This is a genomic window from Streptomyces resistomycificus (assembly GCF_001514265.1).
Lineage (GTDB): Bacteria > Actinomycetota > Actinomycetes > Streptomycetales > Streptomycetaceae > Streptomyces > Streptomyces resistomycificus.
On sequence record NZ_KQ948990.1, the window covers coordinates 187,571 to 202,404 of the forward strand.

Here is a 14,834-nt window from a genome sequence, read left to right on the forward strand (position 1 = left end):
CACAGGGTCGCGGCGCCGAGGCATGTCCCCGCCGCGCACCGCGTGGTGACGGCAGGCCGCGACCGTCCGGTCCCCGAGGGAAAAGGTTCTCCGTGTTCGTCACCCGCATCGCCCGTCGCATCGCCTCCCCGAAGAAGGCCCTGACCACCGCCGCGCTGGCCGCCGCCACCACCGGCATGGTCCTGACCGCGGCTCCCGCGCAGGCGGCGAGCACCGCCACCTCCTCCGAGGCCAAGGCGATCGCGCACAGGATGATCCCGAACACGACCCAGTTCGACGCGTTCAGCAAGATCGTCGAGCACGAGAGCGGCTGGGACGTCGACGCGACGAACGCCTCCTCCGGCGCCTACGGCCTGGTCCAGGCCCTCCCCGGCTCCAAGATGGCCTCGGCCGGCTCCGACTGGAAGACCAGCGCCGCCACCCAGATCGAGTGGGGCCTGGACTACATGAACTCCCGCTACGGCAGCCCGACCGGCGCCTGGGCGTTCTGGCAGGCCAACGGCTGGTACTGATCGCACCCTGATCACAGCCCCCGGTACGCGAAGGCGGCGGCCCCCGATCCCCGGGCCGCCGCCTTCGCCGTGCCCGGGTTCTACTGGGTGCACCACAACCCGCCCCGCCGCCCGGAGGCCGCACCATGAGCACGGAGAGCACGCAGGACACCGCAGCGGACCCGGCGGCGGCCGCCCGCGAGGCGCGCGGGCTCCGGCTGGTCCCGGTCCTGCTGACCCTGACCGTGATCAGCGGCCTGATCGACGCGGTCAGCTATCTGGGCCTCGGCCACGTCTTCACCGCCAACATGACGGGCAACGTGGTGGTGCTGGGATTCGCCGCGGCGGGCGCCCCCGGCTTCTCGGTCCCGCACACCCTGACCTCGCTGGGCTCCTTCGTGCTGGGCGCGGTGGCCGGCGGCCGTCTCGCGGTCCACCTCGGCAAGGGCTCCCGCCGCACCTGGGCCCGCCTCACCCTCGCCGCGGAGGCGGCCCTGCTGGGCGCGTCCGCGGTGGTCGCCTTCGCCGCGCCCGACGCCACGGCGACGGTCTACACCCTCATCGCGGTGACCGGCTTCGCGATGGGCCTGCGCAACGCGACCGTCCGCCGCCTCGGCGTCCCCGACCTCACGACGACGGTCCTCACGATGACCCTGACCGGCCTGGCCGCCGACTCCCGCGCGGGCGGCGGCGCCGGCACCCACTCCCCCCGCCGCACGGCCTCGGTCGTCGCGATGCTCACGGGCGCGGCTCTCGGAGCATGGCTGGTCCTCCACCACGGGCTGGGCATTCCCCTGCTGCTCTCGGCAGTGGTGGTGGCGGTGCTGGCGGTGGTGACCTCGGGCCGGGAGTAGGACGTCCCGGCCGGTGCGCGCGGAGTGGCGCGGACAGTCGCGCGTCCGCGGTTCGGGAGGAGCGGCCAGGTCACCCTCGTCGATCGCACGGGGGTGGTACTCGTAGGTGTGGCGGCAGGGCGGGTACTCACCGAGGTCGGGGGCGCACCACGCGGACTCGAGCGCGGCGACGACCCACCGGGGTGTCGCCGCGCTCGTCGCGTGAACCTCACCGGGATCCGGTGGTCGGGGCGGCCGGCCTTGGCGAGGATCCGGTGGAGCTCATCGGTCCCTCCGCGACTCGCGCACCCCGGCGGGGCCGAGCCTCGCCCCCGCCGCGTTGACCACCTTCGGGCTCCCGGGCGGCGCCTACAGCCGCTGGATGATCGTCCCGGTGGCCAGCCCGCCGCCCGCGCACATCGTCACCAGCGCGAACTCCTTGTCCGTACGCTCCAGTTCGTGCAGGGCGGTCGTGACGAGCCGGGCCCCCGTCGCTCCGACGGGGTGCCCGAGCGCGATCGCACCGCCGTTGACGTTGACCTTGTCGAGGTCCTGCTCGAAGACCTGGGCCCAGCTCAACACCACGGACGCGAAGGCCTCGTTGATCTCGACGAGGTCGATGTCCTTCAGTGACATGCCCGCCTTGCCGAGCACCGCCCGCGTCGCGTCGATCGGCCCGTCCAGGTGGAAGTGCGGGTCTGCCCCCACCAGCGCCTGCGCGACGATCCGGGCCCGAGGGCGCAGCTTCAGCGCCCGGGCCATCCGCTTCGACGCCCACATGATCGCCGCCGAACCGTCGCTGATCTGGGACGAGTTGCCCGCCGTGTGCACGGCCGTCGGCATGATCGGCTTGAGGCGCGCCAGGGCGTCCATGGACGTGTCGCGCAGGCCCTCGTCCCGGTCGACCAGCCGCCACATGCCCTGCCCGGCCCGCTGCTCCTCCTCCGTCGTGGGGACCTGCACGGCGAACGTCTCGCGTTTGAAGCGCTCCTCCGACCAGGCCGCAGCGGCCCGTTCCTGGGAGGCCAGCCCGAGGGAGTCGACGTTCTCGCGGGTCAGTCCGCGATGACGGGCGATCCGCTCCGCGGCCTCGAACTGGTTGGGCAGGTCCACGTTCCACTCGTCCGGGAACGGCTTCCCGGGGCCGTGCTTGGAGCCCGACCCGAGCGGCACCCGTGACATCGACTCGACGCCACAGCTGATGCCCACGTCGATCACCCCCGCCGCGACCATGTTGGCCACCATGTGGGAGGCCTGCTGCGAGGACCCGCACTGGGCGTCGACGGTCGTCGCCGCCGTCTCGTAGGGCAGGCCGACCGTCAGCCAGGCCGTGCGGGCGGGGTTCATGGACTGCTCGCCGGCATGGGTCACCGTGCCGCCGACGACCTGCTCGACGCAGTCGGCGGGGATGCCGGTGCGGCCGAGGAGTTCACGGTAGGTCTCGCCCAGGAGATAGGCGGGGTGCAGATTGGCGAGCGCGCCGCCGCGCCTGCCGATGGGGGTGCGTACGGCCTCGACGATCACGGGTTCCGCGGCCATGGGGAGTTCCTCTCCTCCGGTACCCGCGCGGCGCGGGGGCGTCCCGGCCCGGCCCGCCACGCGGAACTAGTACATGTTCTAGTTCCACCTGCAGTCTGCTGACCCCTCGCCCGGCACCGCAAGGGGCGTGCACTCAATTCGGGGTGCCGTGCCCCTTGCTACTTCTAGAACCCGTTACTACCTTCACGGCGACCTCATCCCTGATGGGCCGTCAGAAAACGTCACGGTCCGGAACCTCAGCCGGAGTCGCCCATGCCCTGTCCAGCTCTTCCCGACGGGTTCGACTTCACCGACCCCGATCTGCTGCAACACCGCGTCCCCCTCCCGGAGTTCGCCGAGCTGCGCCGAGCCGAGCCGGTCCGCTGGATCCCCCAGACGGACAACCTCGCCGGCTTCGAGGACGCTGGGTACTGGGCCGTCACCCGGCACGCGGACGTCAAGTACGTCTCCACGCACCCGGAGCTCTTCTCCTCCTACCTCAACACGGCGATCATCCGCTTCAACGACCACATCGAGCGCGACGCCATCGACGCCCAGCGGCTGATCCTGCTCAACATGGACCCGCCGGAGCACACCCGGGTCCGCCAGATCGTGCAGCGCGTGTTCACGCCGCGGGCCATCCGCGCCCTGGAGGGCACCCTGCGCGACCGCGCCCACGCGATCGTGGCCGAGGCGCGCGCCCGCTCCGGATCCTTCGACTTCGTCACCCAGGTCGCCTGCGAACTGCCCCTCCAGGCGATAGCCGAGCTCATCGGCATCCCGCAGGACGACCGGTCGAAGATCTTCGACTGGTCCAACAAGATGATCTCGTACGACGACCCGGAGTACGCGATCACCGAGGAGGTCGGCGCCGAGTCGGCCATCGAGCTGATCGCCTACGCCATGAACATGGCCGCCGACCGCAAGCAGTGCCCGGCGAAGGACATCGTGACGACGATGGTGGCGGCGGAGGACGAGGGCAACCTCAGCTCCGACGAGTTCGGTTTCTTCGTGCTGATGCTGGCCGTGGCGGGCAACGAGACGACCCGCAACGCGATCACCCACGGCATGCACGCCTTCCTCACCCACCCCGAGCAGTGGGAGCTGTACAAGGCGCGGCGCCCGTCCACGGCGGCCGAGGAGATCGTCCGCTGGGCGACCCCCGTCAACTCCTTCCAGCGCACCGCCACCCAGGACACCAAGCTCGGCGGCAAGCAGATCAGGAAGGGCGACCGCGTCGGCCTCTTCTACGCCTCCGCCAACCACGACCCCGACGTCTTCGAGAACCCGGACGCCTTCGACATCACCCGCGACCCGAACCCCCACCTCGGCTTCGGCGGCGGTGGCCCGCACTACTGCCTCGGCAAGTCGCTGGCCGTCCTCGAGATCGACCTCATCTTCAACGCCGTCGCCGACGCCATGCCCGACCTGCGCCAGACCGGCGATCCACGACGGCTGCGCTCCGCCTGGATCAACGGCGTCAAGGAGCTCCAGGTCAGCGCGGGTTGACGTACCTCCCGGTACTCGGGCCGACGGCTTCCCGGCGCCGTCGGCCCGTCCCGCGGGCGGGAGCACACCGGATCAGCCCGGCGTGCGGTCCTTCTCCAGGGTCGCGGGCGCACTTCTCGCGGCCGCCGTCGCCTCCGTCGCCTGCCGTGCCCGCGGCCCCTGGAACAGGTAGGCGAGGCCGAAGCCCGCGCCGACCACGACCGCGCCGCCCGCCGCGTCCAGCACCCAGTGGTTGCCGGTCACCACGATCGCCGCGGCCGTGAGCAGCGGGTGCAGCAGGCCCAGGGCCTTCATCCACCCCTTCGGCGCGATGACCGCGATGACGAGGCCGCACCACAGGGACCAGCCGAAGTGCAGGGACGGCATCGCGGCGTACTGGTTGGTGAGGGCGGTCAAAGTGCCGTAGTCCGGCTTGGAGAAGTCCTGGACGCCGTGCACGGTGTCGATGACGCCGAGGTTCGGCATCAGGCGGGGTGGGGCGAGCGGGTAGAGCCAGAAGCCGACCAGGGCGAGCAGGGTGGTGAAGCCGAGGGAGGAACGGGCCCAGCGGTAGTCGACGGGCCGGCGCCAGTACAGGACGGCGAGGACGCTCAGCGGGACGGCGAAGTGGAAGGACCCGTAGTAGAAGTCGAAGAAGTCGCGCAACCAGCCGACCTCGACGATGGCGTGGTTGGCCCAGTACTCGACGTCGAGGTGGAGCAGCCGCTCCAGGTCGTGGATCTGGTGGCCGTGCTCCTCCGCGCGGGCCCGGCCGGCCGATTGGGAACCCCCGGTCGCCGCCAGCCTGACCTGCTGGTAGGCGGCGTACGTGACGCGGATGAGGAGCAGTTCGAGCAGCAGGTTCGGGCGGGTGAGGACCCGGCGCAGGAACGGCAGCAGGGGGACACGCTCGAAGCGGGCGGGGACGGGTGGGGCGTAGTCCGTCGGGATCGGTGAGCGGTGGTACGGCGAGGTGCGGGACAGGAACGGGACGACGGTGGCCGCGGCGAGGGCGGCGAGCAGGACCCCGTCGTCACGCAGGGGGTTGAGGACGGCCATGTGCGGCAGCATCATCTTCGCGGGCAGCGTCATCACCAGGACGACGGCGACCGGCCACACGTACCGGTCGCAGGCCCGCTTGCCGACCCGGCCGACGACCGCGAGCAGCACCCACAGCAACTGGTGCTGCCAGGTGGTCGGCGAGACGGCGATCGCGGCGCAGCCGGTGATCGCGACGGCGAGCAGGAGCTGTCCGTCCTGCGCGTAGCGCACCGCGCGGCGCAGGCCGAGGGCGGCGACGACCCCGCCCAACAGCAGGAAGAGCGAGATCTCCAGCGGACCGGACAGGCCCGCGCGGAGCAGGAAGCCGTGCAGGGACTGGTTGGCGAGGTCGTCGGCCGGGCCGCCGAGGCCGACACCGGCCATGTGGTGCACCCAGTAGGTGTGCGAGTCGTGCGCCATCGCCGCCCAGGCCAGAGCCGTGCAGCCGGCGAAGGTGACGCCCGCGGACAGGGCGGCCTTGCGGCGGCCGGTGAACCACAGCAGCGGGGCGAAGAGCAGGACCGTGGGCTGCAGGGCGGCGGCGAACCCGATGAGCAGTCCACTGCCACGTTGGCCGCGCACCGCGAAGCAGCCCAGGAGCACGAGCAGGACCGGGACGATGCTGGTCTGGCCGAGCCAGAGCGTGTTGCGCACCGGCAGCGACAGCATGAGCAGGCTGATGGCGACGGGGGCGGCGAACAGGGCGGTCCGTCTGCTCACCGGCTGGGGCAGGGCGCGGGCGGCGACCAGGCCGAGCGCGGCCACCAGCAGCAGGGTGCCGAAGGTCCAGCCCCAGCCGAGGGCCTGCTCGGCGGCCCGGGTGAGCGGCTTCATGACGAGTCCCCCGAAAGGGGTACCGGTGAAGCGCGTCGAGTTGTACAACGAGCCCCTCACGTGCAGGACGCCGTTCGGCCCGACCCAGGTCTCCAGATCCGTCAGCCGGTCCCCGCGGGGGGTACCGAGAACGACGGCCACCTGCCGGCCGGCGAGGACCGCGGCGATCAGCCACAGGCCGAGCCGGGCCGCGCTCAGGCGGGCCCGGGCGGCTGCGGCCGTACCCGCGGCCGTCGCTCCGAGAGCTTCCGCCGGTCGCCCACTGTGCTCCGCGTTCGCCACGCCTCGTCGGCCTCTCGCCCCGTCCGTCCCCTTTTGCCCGGATGACGATAGTGCGCGGAAGGGACGAATGCCTCCACAGGACGCGAGAAGGATCACATCGGGGCATCCGAACACCCGTCCCGGGGCCGGGACACGGGCCTGCGTACGGCGCCTTTAAGTGCACTATGCATTGACCTGTGCGCGGCGCGTGAACAGGAAAAGTCGCACTATCGTCGCCCTTCGGCCTGCCGCCCGGGCCGCGTCCCTGTCCCCGTCGAAAGGTAGGCGAGCGAAGCTTTGCCGACTGCCCCGGTCGCTCCCCCGTCCCCCCGCGCCGCCGCCCCGGCGGACGCCACCGTCGCCGACCCTGCCCTGGTCAAGCGCGCCGTGAAGGCCGCCGCCCTGGGCAACGCGATGGAGTGGTTCGACTTCGGTGTCTACAGCTACATCGCGGTCACCCTGGGCAAGGTCTTCTTCCCGTCCGGGAACCCGACCGCCCAGCTCCTCTCCACGTTCGGCGCGTTCGCCGCGGCCTTCCTGGTCCGCCCGCTCGGCGGCATGGTCTTCGGTCCGCTCGGCGACCGCGTCGGGCGCCAGAAGGTCCTCGCCGTCACGATGATCATGATGGCGGTGGGCACCTTCGCCATCGGCCTCATCCCGTCGTACGCCTCGATCGGCGTCGGCGCCCCGCTGCTCCTGCTGGCCGCCCGTCTGGTGCAGGGCTTCTCCACCGGCGGCGAGTACGCCGGCGCCGCCACCTTCATCGCCGAGTACGCCCCCGACAAGCGGCGCGGCTTCCTCGGCAGCTGGCTGGAGTTCGGCACGCTCGCCGGGTACATCGCCGGCGCGGGCCTGGTCACGGTGATGACCGCCCTGCTGTCCAGCGAGGACCTGCTGAGCTGGGGCTGGCGGATCCCGTTCCTCATCGCCGGTCCGATGGGCGTCATCGGCCTCTACCTGCGGATGCGGCTGGAGGAGACCCCGGCGTTCGCGGCCGAGGCCGCCAAGGCCGAGACGGACCGCCCGAAGGTGCCGCTGCGCGAGATGGTCACAGGCCAGTGGCGGGCGCTGCTGCTCTGCGTCGGCCTGGTCCTGGTCTTCAACGTCACCGACTACATGCTGCTGTCGTACATGCCGAGCTACCTGACCAGCGAGCTGAAGTACGACGAGACCCACGGCCTGCTCGTCGTCCTCGCCGTGATGGCGCTGATGATGGTCGTCCAGCCCTTCGCGGGCGCCCTGTCCGACCGCGTCGGGCGCCGCCCGGTGATCGCCGCCGGCTGCGCCGGCTTCCTGCTGCTGTCCGTGCCGGCCCTGCTGCTGATCCGCGAGGGCAGTCTGCTCGCGGTCGCGCTCGGCATGGGTGCGCTGGGCCTGCTGCTGGTCTGCTTCACGGCGGCGATGCCGGCCGCGCTGCCGGCGCTGTTCCCGACGCGGGTGCGCTACGGATCGCTGTCGATCGGCTTCAACGTCTCCGTCTCGCTGTTCGGCGGCACGACCCCGCTGGTGGTGACGGCCCTGATCGGCGCGACCGGGAACATGATGATGCCCGCCTACTACATGATGGCCGCGGCCGTGGTCGGCGGCGTGGCGGTGTGGTTCATGGCGGAGTCCGCGGGACGGCCGCTGCCGGGCTCGGCACCCTCGGTGGCCGGCTGAGCCGATCGGCTGAAACCGGTCGGCGGGTGGGCGCTGACAGAGAACCGTCGCGCGACTATATTCGTTAGCACAGCTAGTTAGCGGCACTAACTAGACATACGAAAGGCACAGGTGCATGAGCCAGTCGCAGCGCTGGGACGACGTCGACGCCTACTTCACCGCCCACCTCTCGCCCCACGACGAAGCCCTGGAGGCGGCCGTCCGCGACAGCGAGGCCGCCGAACTCCCGCACGCCGCCGTCACGGCACCCCAGGGCAAGCTCCTCCAGCTCCTCGCCCAGATCCAGGGCGCCCGCAACATCCTGGAGATCGGGACCCTCGGCGGCTACAGCACCATCTGGCTGGCCCGCGCGCTGCCCGCCGACGGCCGTCTGGTCTCCCTGGAGTACAGCCCCCGGCACGCCGAGGTCGCCACCCGCAACATCGCCCGCGCGGGCCTCGACAAGGTCGTCGAGGTGCGGGTGGGCCCGGCGCTGGAGTCGCTGCCCCGGCTGGCCGACGAGAACCCGGCCCCGTTCGACCTGGTCTTCGTCGACGCCGACAAGGCCAACAACCCGCACTACGTGGAGTGGGCGCTCAGGCTCACCCGCGCGGGCAGCCTGATCATCGTCGACAACGTGGTGCGGGACGGCCGGGTCGTCGACGCCGACAGCATCGCCCCGGACGTCCAGGGGACCCGGACCGCCGTCGAACTGATCGGCAAGCACCCGAGGTTGAGCGCCACGGCGATCCAGACGGTGGGCAGCAAGGGTTACGACGGCTTCGCACTGGCCCGCGTCCTCGCCTGACCCCCGCCCCTCACCCCCGCTTTCCTCCGCCCCTCACCCCCCGCTTTCTCACACCCCGCTTCTCACACCTCGTGGTAGAAGCCGACGTTGACGCTGCGCGGGGCGGTGCGGTCCTGGACGACGACCTCGCCGCTGCCGCCCCTGGGCAGCGGCACCGACCCGCCGTAGGCAAGCGGCTGCACGTACTCGCCGACGGTGAGGCGGACCTCGGAGGACGGGTCGGGCTGGGAGCCCTGCAGCCAGGTCAGGTGCCAGGTGCCGTCGGGCCCGCAGAGGAACTCCAGGTGGACGCGGGAGACGAACAGCCAGTCCTCGGGCGTCGCCAGACGGCACACCGTCTTGTCCCGGCCCACCCGCAGCACGGCCCCCGGCTCGCTGGGTGAGTCGGCCATGAGCATGCCGGCCGTGGCACCCTCCTCCGCCGCGGAGACGGCGGCCATGGTGAGTTCGAGCACGTGCGTTCCTCCTGAAGTGTCCTTACACAGCCGCCGCATGATAAATCGCCCGGCCCCGGCCCGTCCGGCACAATGGACTCATGACCGAGCGAAAGCCGCCCGGAGTTCCGTTCGAGTCCTGGGTGGACCAGCAGATCCGCGATGCCGAGCGTCGCGGCGATTTCGCCCAACTGGCGGGCGCGGGCAAGCCGTTGCCGGACACCGACACGCCGTACGACGAACTGTGGTGGATCAGACAGAAGATGGCCCGCGAGGGCCTCGCCGTCCTGCCGCCGACGCTCGCGCTGCGCAAGGAGGCCGAGGACGCGCTCACGGCGGCCTATGCGGCACCCTCGGAGCGGATCGTCCGCAAGCTCCTCACCGACGTCAACGTCAAGATCCGCGACATGATGCTCAGGCCGCCGCCCGGCCCCCCGCTGGGAATGAAGCCGTACGACGTCGAGGACGTCGTACGGCAGTGGCGGGAGCGCCGGGCGGCGGCCGAGGCGGACGCGTCAGATGTGTAGCAGCCGTTCCGCCAGCTCACGGTAGTCCCGCAGGGCCAGCCGGAGCTGCTCGGTGTCGGTGGCCGACGCGGTCCTGCCCGCGCCTCCGTCCGAGGCCTCCCACGAGTTGCGGAGGGTACGGCGCCGCTGTGTCACCGCGTCGGTGAAGCGGGCCGCGGCCTCCTCCAGCACGTGGTCGGCCTCCTCCACGGCGTGCTTGGGCTCGTCCACGAACCCGGCGACCGCGTGCTGCAGCCGCTGCGCGAGCTTGTCGGACTCGTCGCTCGGCAGCAGACGGGAGCCGTGGCCGCCCGCTCCGTTCGTGCCGTGGCTACCCGCACCGTTCGTGCCGTGCCGTTCGGCTCCGCCGGCGCCGGGGCTCGTCGTCACGTTGGTGCCGCGGCCTTCCGTGCCCACTGTGCCGTGGCTCTGGTCGGAGCCGGTGACCAGCGGGGCCGCGTCGCCGGTGGTGCCGGAGGGCCCGTGGCTGCCCGGCGTACCCGCGGGGTCGGGGACCCCGTCGCGGCCGGTGGTGGTCTCGCCGCCGAGGCCGCCCCGTCCACGGGACGCCGCCCCCGCGCCCGGCTCGGTGTCACGGCCGTGCCCGGTGTCGATGTCCGCACCGGTCGTCGGCACGTTGCCCGGCACCTTCTCGCCGGTCACGGGGTCACGGCCGGGAGCGGCCGCCGGAACGGTCGCGCGGCCCCTCGTCTTTCCGTCGCGCGGGGCGCCCTCGGTGCCCGAGCCGGTCGTCGCATCCGTCATGTCGCTCAACTCCCCTTCGCGTGACGCCTGGTGAATCCCCACGGCTGGTGGGCGCGGCCGTCGGCGCGGCCGTGCGCCCGATCGCCGTCGGACCTTTCGACGGACTTCCGGGACTCGTCCCGGTGCCGGGCCGGGCCTACCAGGTCCTCGAAGAGGGCCCGTGCCTCGACCATGGCCTCGCGCATCTCCTCGGTGCCCGTCCGGCCGTCGCCGTTGTCCATGCCGCTCTCGCCCGTGCGGGCGACGCTGTGCACACGCCGGTAGCCGTGCACATGGTGTGCGTGGTGCACGGAGAGGGCGTCGACCTGCTCCTCGTACCGCCCGCCGTCCGGGAAGCCCCGGGCGGCGGCCAGCTCGGCGAGCAGCCGGTCCGCCTCGGCCACGGCCTCCCGCGGCGAGTCGACGAACCGCTCCTGCGCGGCCGTCCAGCGGGCCTCGTACTGTTCGCGCTGCGCGGGCTCCAGCGAGCGCTCACGCAGCGATCCGTGCCGCTCCACGCGCTCGGTGAGCTCGTGCTCGGCAGCCTTGGTGTCTCCGTCGTGCCTGGCGACGGCCCGGTCGTACTCGGGCCCGAAGCGCCGCTTCAGGTTCTGACCACCGGGCCCACGCCGGGCCCGCAGGGTCAGGACGGCCGCGATGAGGACGACGGCCGCCAGGATCACGATCAGAGCGATGATCACGCCTGTGGACATGAGTGCCTTCCGGGTTCTCGACCCAACCGGCTCTCCGTACGAGCCGGTTTCAACAACCGGGTAGCCCGGTCGGCGCCGTCCAAACGGCCCGCGCATCAGTGGCGACGGCGTGTCGATCCGGTGTGGGCCCGATCGACGCAAGGGTGAAGGCACCTGACGGGTGCCCCTGAGGAGGAGGTCGCCATGAGTGACGTCATCGCCCAGCTGTCCATGTCGCTCGACGGATACGTCGCCGGACCCGGGTCGGGGCGCGAGCACCCCCTGGGGATCGGTGGGGAACGGCTGCACCGGTGGGTGTTCGGGCTGCGCTCGTGGCGCGCGGGCCAGGGACTGGAGGGCGGCCGGGGCGGCCCGGAGGACGAGTTGCTCGCCGACTGGATCGCCCGTCCCGGGGCGGTCGTGATGGGGCACGGCATGTACGTCACCGGAGAGCTCCCCTGGGGCGACGACCCGCCCTTCCACATGCCGGTCCACGTGGTGACCCACCACCCGCGCGAGCCCCTGGTGAAGCAGGGCGGCACCACCTTCCACTTCGTCACCCAGGGCCCCGGACACGCGCTCGCCCTCGCCCGGGAGGCGGCCGGGGACAAGGACGTCTCGCTGGCCGGAGGCGCGGACCTGGTACAGCAGTTCATCCGCGCCGGGTGGCTCGACGAACTGTGGCTGCACGTGGTGCCCGTGTTCGTCGGCGGCGGCCGGCGGCTCTTCGACGGCCTCGGCGACCAGCCCGTCGAGTGGCGCCCGACCCAGGTGCTGGACGGTCCGGAGGCGACCCATATTCGCTTGCGGGCGGTGTAGGCGGCCTGCCGAAAATGGGCGCCATGCCCACCTGGACCATCGCCCCGGAACCCTTCGACTCGCCCGTCGCCGCCGCGCTCTGGCGGGCGTACTACACGGAGGTCAGCGACCGCTGGTACCTGCTGCACGAGGGGCGCCGCACGGACCCCGGCGAGCTGGAGCGCGAGATCGCCGCCCACTCGGGGGGCGAACTCGCCCCGCCGACCGGGCGGTTGCTCGTGGGACGGTACGGCGGCGAGCCGGCCGGCACCGCGGGCGTACGGCTGCGGGCGGACGGACGCGCCGAGCTCACCCGGGTGTTCGTGTACGAGGGGATGCGCGGCCGGGGCGGTGCCGCGCTCCTCGTCCACGCCGCCGAGGACGCGGCCCGCGCCCTCGGTGCCGAGCGGATCGTCCTCGACACCCGCCACGACCTGGTGGAGGCCCGTGCCCTGTACGCGCGACTCGGCTACCAGGAGACCGGCGCGCACAACGCCGCCACGTACGCCGACCACTGGTTCGCCAAACGACTCAGGTGAACCGGGGCACCGCGCGCTCGTCGTGCGGGCGCTCCGACTCGGATCCGCACAGTTCGCCGTTCAGCTCCTTGACCAGCTGGATCAGGTCGGTGGGCCGGTCCGGTCCCCACCAGTCGCCCAGCAGTTCGGAGAGGGACTCCTCGCGGGCCTCGGCGAGCCGGTCGGCGACCGCGCTGCCCTCCTCGGTCAGCAGCAGGTCGAGGCCCTGCCGGAAGGCGAGGTGCCGCTCCTCGACCTGCCGGGCGGCCTCGATGACGACCGTCAGCGGGACGCTGGTGCGCTCGACGAGCATCGCCGGCTCGACCCGGCCGTACTTCCTGACCCGCAGCAGCAGCCAGCTCGCCGCGGGCAGCAGGTCGTAGCCGGCCCTCGCGGTGATCCTCCGGTAGATCTCCCGCCGGCCGTCCCGCGTGCCGAGCACGGACAACGCCCGGCACACCTCGTCGTGCGACGACCGCTCCACCGGGTTGCTGGCGAGGGTCTCCGTGACGTCCGGCGCCGTCACCGACTCGCGCAGCCGGTCCTCCTTCAGGAACCACGCCAGCACGAAGCCGACGAGGGCTACCGGCACGGCGTACAGGAACACGTCGGTGATGGACGACGCGTACGCGTGCACGGCGGGCGGTCGCAGCGCGGCCGGCAGGGCCTCGATGCCACGCGGGTCGGACTCCAGCGCGCCCACCGAGACGCCGGGCGGGAGCGGGGCGCCGGCGAACGCGTCGGTCAGCTTCTCGCCGAGGCGGCTCGCGAAGATCGTGCCGAAGATCGCGACGCCGAAGGAGGCCCCGATGGACCGGAAGAAGGTCGCGCCGGAGGTGGCGACACCGAGATCCTCGTAGGCGACCGCGTTCTGCACGATGAGCACGAGGACCTGCATGACCAGGCCCAGTCCCAGGCCGAAGACGAAGAAGCAGGTGCTCATCTCGGCGTCGGAGCTGTTCTCGTCGAGGCGGTGCAACAGGAGCAGGCCGAAGGTGGTGATCCCGGTGCCCGCGACCGGGAAGACCTTCCAGCGGCCGGTGCGGCTCACGATCTGCCCGGAGAGCGTCGACGACAGCAGCAGGCCGAGCACCATCGGCAGCATGTGCACACCGGACATGGTCGGGCTGACGCCCTGGACGACCTGGAGGAAGGTCGGCAGATAGGTCATCGCGCCGAACATCGCGAAGCCGACGACGAAACTGATGACCGCGGAGAGCGTGAAGGTGCGGATCCTGAACAGCTTGAGCGGGATCACGGGTTCGGCGGCCCGCCGCTCCACCGCCACGAACGCGACGGCGAGTACGACGCCGAGCACCGCCAGGCCGACGATCTGCGGCGAAGCCCAGTCCCACGTCGTGCCGCCCAGCGACGCCACCAGCACCAGACAGGTGGCCACGGCGGCGATGAGGAAGGTGCCGAGGTAGTCGATGACGTGCCGCGTCGACTTGCGCGGGATCCGCAGGACCACGGCGATGACCGCCAGGGCGACGACACCGACGGGCAGGTTGACGTAGAACACCCAACGCCAGCTCAGATGCTCCGTGAACAGCCCGCCGAGCAGCGGCCCGAGGACGCTGGTCGCCCCGAACACGGCACCGAACAGCCCCTGGTAGCGCCCGCGTTCCCGCGGTGGGACGAGGTCGCCCACGATCGCCATCGAGAGCACCATCAGTCCGCCGCCGCCGAGGCCCTGCAGCGCCCGGAACGCGATGAGCTGGGACATGTCCTGCGCCGCGCCGCACAGCGCCGAGCCCACCAGGAAGATCACGATCGCGATCTGGAACAGCCTTTTCCGGCCGTACTGGTCGCCGAGCTTGCCCCACAGCGGGGTCGCGGCGGTCGAGGCCAGCAGATACGCGGTGACCACCCAGGACAGGTGCTCCATGCCGCCGAGTTCACTGACGATGGTGGGCAGCGCGGTCGACACGATCGTCTGGTCGAGAGCGGCGAGCAGCATCCCGAGGAGCAGGGCGCCGATCGAGACGAGGACGTTGCCCGGCACGTGTTCGTCGCCTACGTCCCTCGGCTGCCGCGTCACTGCGCGCGCGTCCCCGGCCATGTAGACCTCCCGAGCGTCTCGTTCCCTCTGTCCATCGTGATCGGTGTGACCAGTTATGGCCTGTCGAGTCCTCCGGAAGCCGTTGTTCCGGGGGCTCGTGACCCATGGTGTGGAGGAGACCTGGATAATCTCTGGAGTTCGCGAGGGGGAGACGCGAGGGGAGGGACA

14 protein-coding genes are annotated in these 14,834 nt (G+C 71.8%); 8 read left to right on the forward strand and 6 right to left on the reverse strand.

Going from position 1 to position 14,834, the window contains the following annotated elements; translation table 11 throughout:
* Positions 1 to 92: 92 nt before the first annotated feature.
* Together AQJ84_RS10815 and AQJ84_RS10820 are read left to right on the forward strand one after the other, a co-directional pair.
* A complete protein-coding gene (locus AQJ84_RS10815) occupies positions 93 to 512 on the forward strand; it encodes an aggregation-promoting factor C-terminal-like domain-containing protein (protein WP_030040265.1) in 420 nt (139 codons plus the stop codon).
* A 125-nt stretch (positions 513 to 637) separates the two neighbouring features.
* Positions 638 to 1,345: a YoaK family protein gene (locus AQJ84_RS10820; RefSeq protein WP_030040264.1), complete on the forward strand. Its 708-nt coding sequence runs from the start codon at positions 638 to 640 to the stop codon at positions 1,343 to 1,345.
* Between the two features lie 348 nt (positions 1,346 to 1,693).
* On the opposite strand, the gene AQJ84_RS10825 is transcribed toward AQJ84_RS10820, so the two are convergent.
* The gene (locus tag AQJ84_RS10825; protein WP_053192008.1) at positions 1,694 to 2,863 is read right to left on the reverse strand and encodes a steroid 3-ketoacyl-CoA thiolase; all 1,170 of its coding nucleotides are present in this window, start codon (positions 2,861 to 2,863) and stop codon (positions 1,694 to 1,696) included.
* Positions 2,864 to 3,115: 252 nt separating this feature from the next.
* On the opposite strand from AQJ84_RS10825, the gene AQJ84_RS10830 reads away from it, so the two are divergent.
* The gene (locus AQJ84_RS10830; protein ID WP_030040262.1) at positions 3,116 to 4,351 is read left to right on the forward strand and encodes a cytochrome P450; all 1,236 of its coding nucleotides are present in this window, start codon (positions 3,116 to 3,118) and stop codon (positions 4,349 to 4,351) included.
* 72 nt (positions 4,352 to 4,423) lie between these two features.
* Here AQJ84_RS10830 and AQJ84_RS10835 read toward each other — a convergent pair whose 3' ends face one another.
* Positions 4,424 to 6,487, reverse strand: coding sequence for a bifunctional glycosyltransferase 87/phosphatase PAP2 family protein (locus AQJ84_RS10835; protein ID WP_037802794.1), 2,064 nt, complete (start codon positions 6,485 to 6,487; stop codon positions 4,424 to 4,426).
* A 276-nt stretch (positions 6,488 to 6,763) separates the two neighbouring features.
* Here AQJ84_RS10835 and proP point away from each other — a divergent pair, with 276 nt between their 5' ends.
* Positions 6,764 to 8,125 (forward strand): glycine betaine/L-proline transporter ProP, encoded by a 1,362-nt coding sequence (gene proP, locus AQJ84_RS10840; protein WP_030040260.1) that lies wholly within the window; start codon positions 6,764 to 6,766, stop codon positions 8,123 to 8,125.
* A 115-nt stretch (positions 8,126 to 8,240) separates the two neighbouring features.
* On the forward strand, positions 8,241 to 8,912 hold the full coding sequence (locus AQJ84_RS10845; protein ID WP_030040259.1) for an O-methyltransferase: 672 nt from the start codon (positions 8,241 to 8,243) through the stop codon (positions 8,910 to 8,912).
* 62 nt (positions 8,913 to 8,974) lie between these two features.
* On the opposite strand, the gene AQJ84_RS10850 is transcribed toward AQJ84_RS10845, so the two are convergent.
* Positions 8,975 to 9,367, reverse strand: coding sequence for an FHA domain-containing protein (locus AQJ84_RS10850; protein ID WP_030040258.1), 393 nt, complete (start codon positions 9,365 to 9,367; stop codon positions 8,975 to 8,977).
* An 80-nt stretch (positions 9,368 to 9,447) separates the two neighbouring features.
* Between AQJ84_RS10850 and AQJ84_RS10855 the strand changes: the two genes are divergently transcribed.
* Entirely contained in the window at positions 9,448 to 9,873 is a 426-nt protein-coding gene (locus AQJ84_RS10855; protein ID WP_053192010.1) for a DnaJ family domain-containing protein, read from the forward strand.
* Here AQJ84_RS10855 and AQJ84_RS45095 read toward each other — a convergent pair.
* On the reverse strand, positions 9,862 to 10,617 hold the full coding sequence (locus AQJ84_RS45095) for a hypothetical protein (RefSeq protein WP_374935412.1): 756 nt from the start codon (positions 10,615 to 10,617) through the stop codon (positions 9,862 to 9,864). The two genes, AQJ84_RS10855 and AQJ84_RS45095, sit on opposite strands and share 12 nt — an antisense overlap.
* Before the next feature lie 5 nt (positions 10,618 to 10,622).
* The gene (locus AQJ84_RS10865; RefSeq protein WP_030040255.1) at positions 10,623 to 11,309 is read right to left on the reverse strand and encodes a hypothetical protein; all 687 of its coding nucleotides are present in this window, start codon (positions 11,307 to 11,309) and stop codon (positions 10,623 to 10,625) included.
* Positions 11,310 to 11,492: 183 nt separating this feature from the next.
* On the opposite strand from AQJ84_RS10865, the gene AQJ84_RS10870 reads away from it, so the two are divergent.
* On the forward strand, positions 11,493 to 12,107 hold the full coding sequence (locus AQJ84_RS10870; RefSeq protein WP_030040254.1) for a dihydrofolate reductase family protein: 615 nt from the start codon (positions 11,493 to 11,495) through the stop codon (positions 12,105 to 12,107).
* Between the two features lie 14 nt (positions 12,108 to 12,121).
* Positions 12,122 to 12,625, forward strand: a complete 504-nt coding sequence (locus AQJ84_RS10875) for a GNAT family N-acetyltransferase (protein WP_053192012.1) — start codon at positions 12,122 to 12,124, stop codon at positions 12,623 to 12,625.
* On the opposite strand, the gene AQJ84_RS10880 is transcribed toward AQJ84_RS10875, so the two are convergent.
* Positions 12,618 to 14,666, reverse strand: a complete 2,049-nt coding sequence (locus AQJ84_RS10880; protein WP_053192014.1) for an MDR family MFS transporter — start codon at positions 14,664 to 14,666, stop codon at positions 12,618 to 12,620. The genes AQJ84_RS10875 and AQJ84_RS10880 overlap by 8 nt on opposite strands.
* Between the last annotated feature and the right edge of the window lie 168 nt (positions 14,667 to 14,834).

Coding starts and splice junctions, on each gene's coding strand:
- AQJ84_RS10855 (WP_053192010.1), top strand. CDS start 9,448: ATGACCGAGCGAAAGCCGCCCGGAGTTCCGTTCGAGTCCTGGGTGGAC.
- AQJ84_RS10870 (WP_030040254.1), top strand. CDS start 11,493: ATGAGTGACGTCATCGCCCAGCTGTCCATGTCGCTCGACGGATACGTC.
- AQJ84_RS10865 (WP_030040255.1), bottom strand. CDS start 11,309: ATGTCCACAGGCGTGATCATCGCTCTGATCGTGATCCTGGCGGCCGTC.
- AQJ84_RS10845 (WP_030040259.1), top strand. CDS start 8,241: ATGAGCCAGTCGCAGCGCTGGGACGACGTCGACGCCTACTTCACCGCC.
- AQJ84_RS45095 (WP_374935412.1), bottom strand. CDS start 10,617: ATGACGGATGCGACGACCGGCTCGGGCACCGAGGGCGCCCCGCGCGAC.
- AQJ84_RS10825 (WP_053192008.1), bottom strand. CDS start 2,863: ATGGCCGCGGAACCCGTGATCGTCGAGGCCGTACGCACCCCCATCGGC.
- AQJ84_RS10820 (WP_030040264.1), top strand. CDS start 638: ATGAGCACGGAGAGCACGCAGGACACCGCAGCGGACCCGGCGGCGGCC.
- AQJ84_RS10880 (WP_053192014.1), bottom strand. CDS start 14,666: ATGGCCGGGGACGCGCGCGCAGTGACGCGGCAGCCGAGGGACGTAGGC.
- AQJ84_RS10875 (WP_053192012.1), top strand. CDS start 12,122: ATGGGCGCCATGCCCACCTGGACCATCGCCCCGGAACCCTTCGACTCG.
- AQJ84_RS10830 (WP_030040262.1), top strand. CDS start 3,116: ATGCCCTGTCCAGCTCTTCCCGACGGGTTCGACTTCACCGACCCCGAT.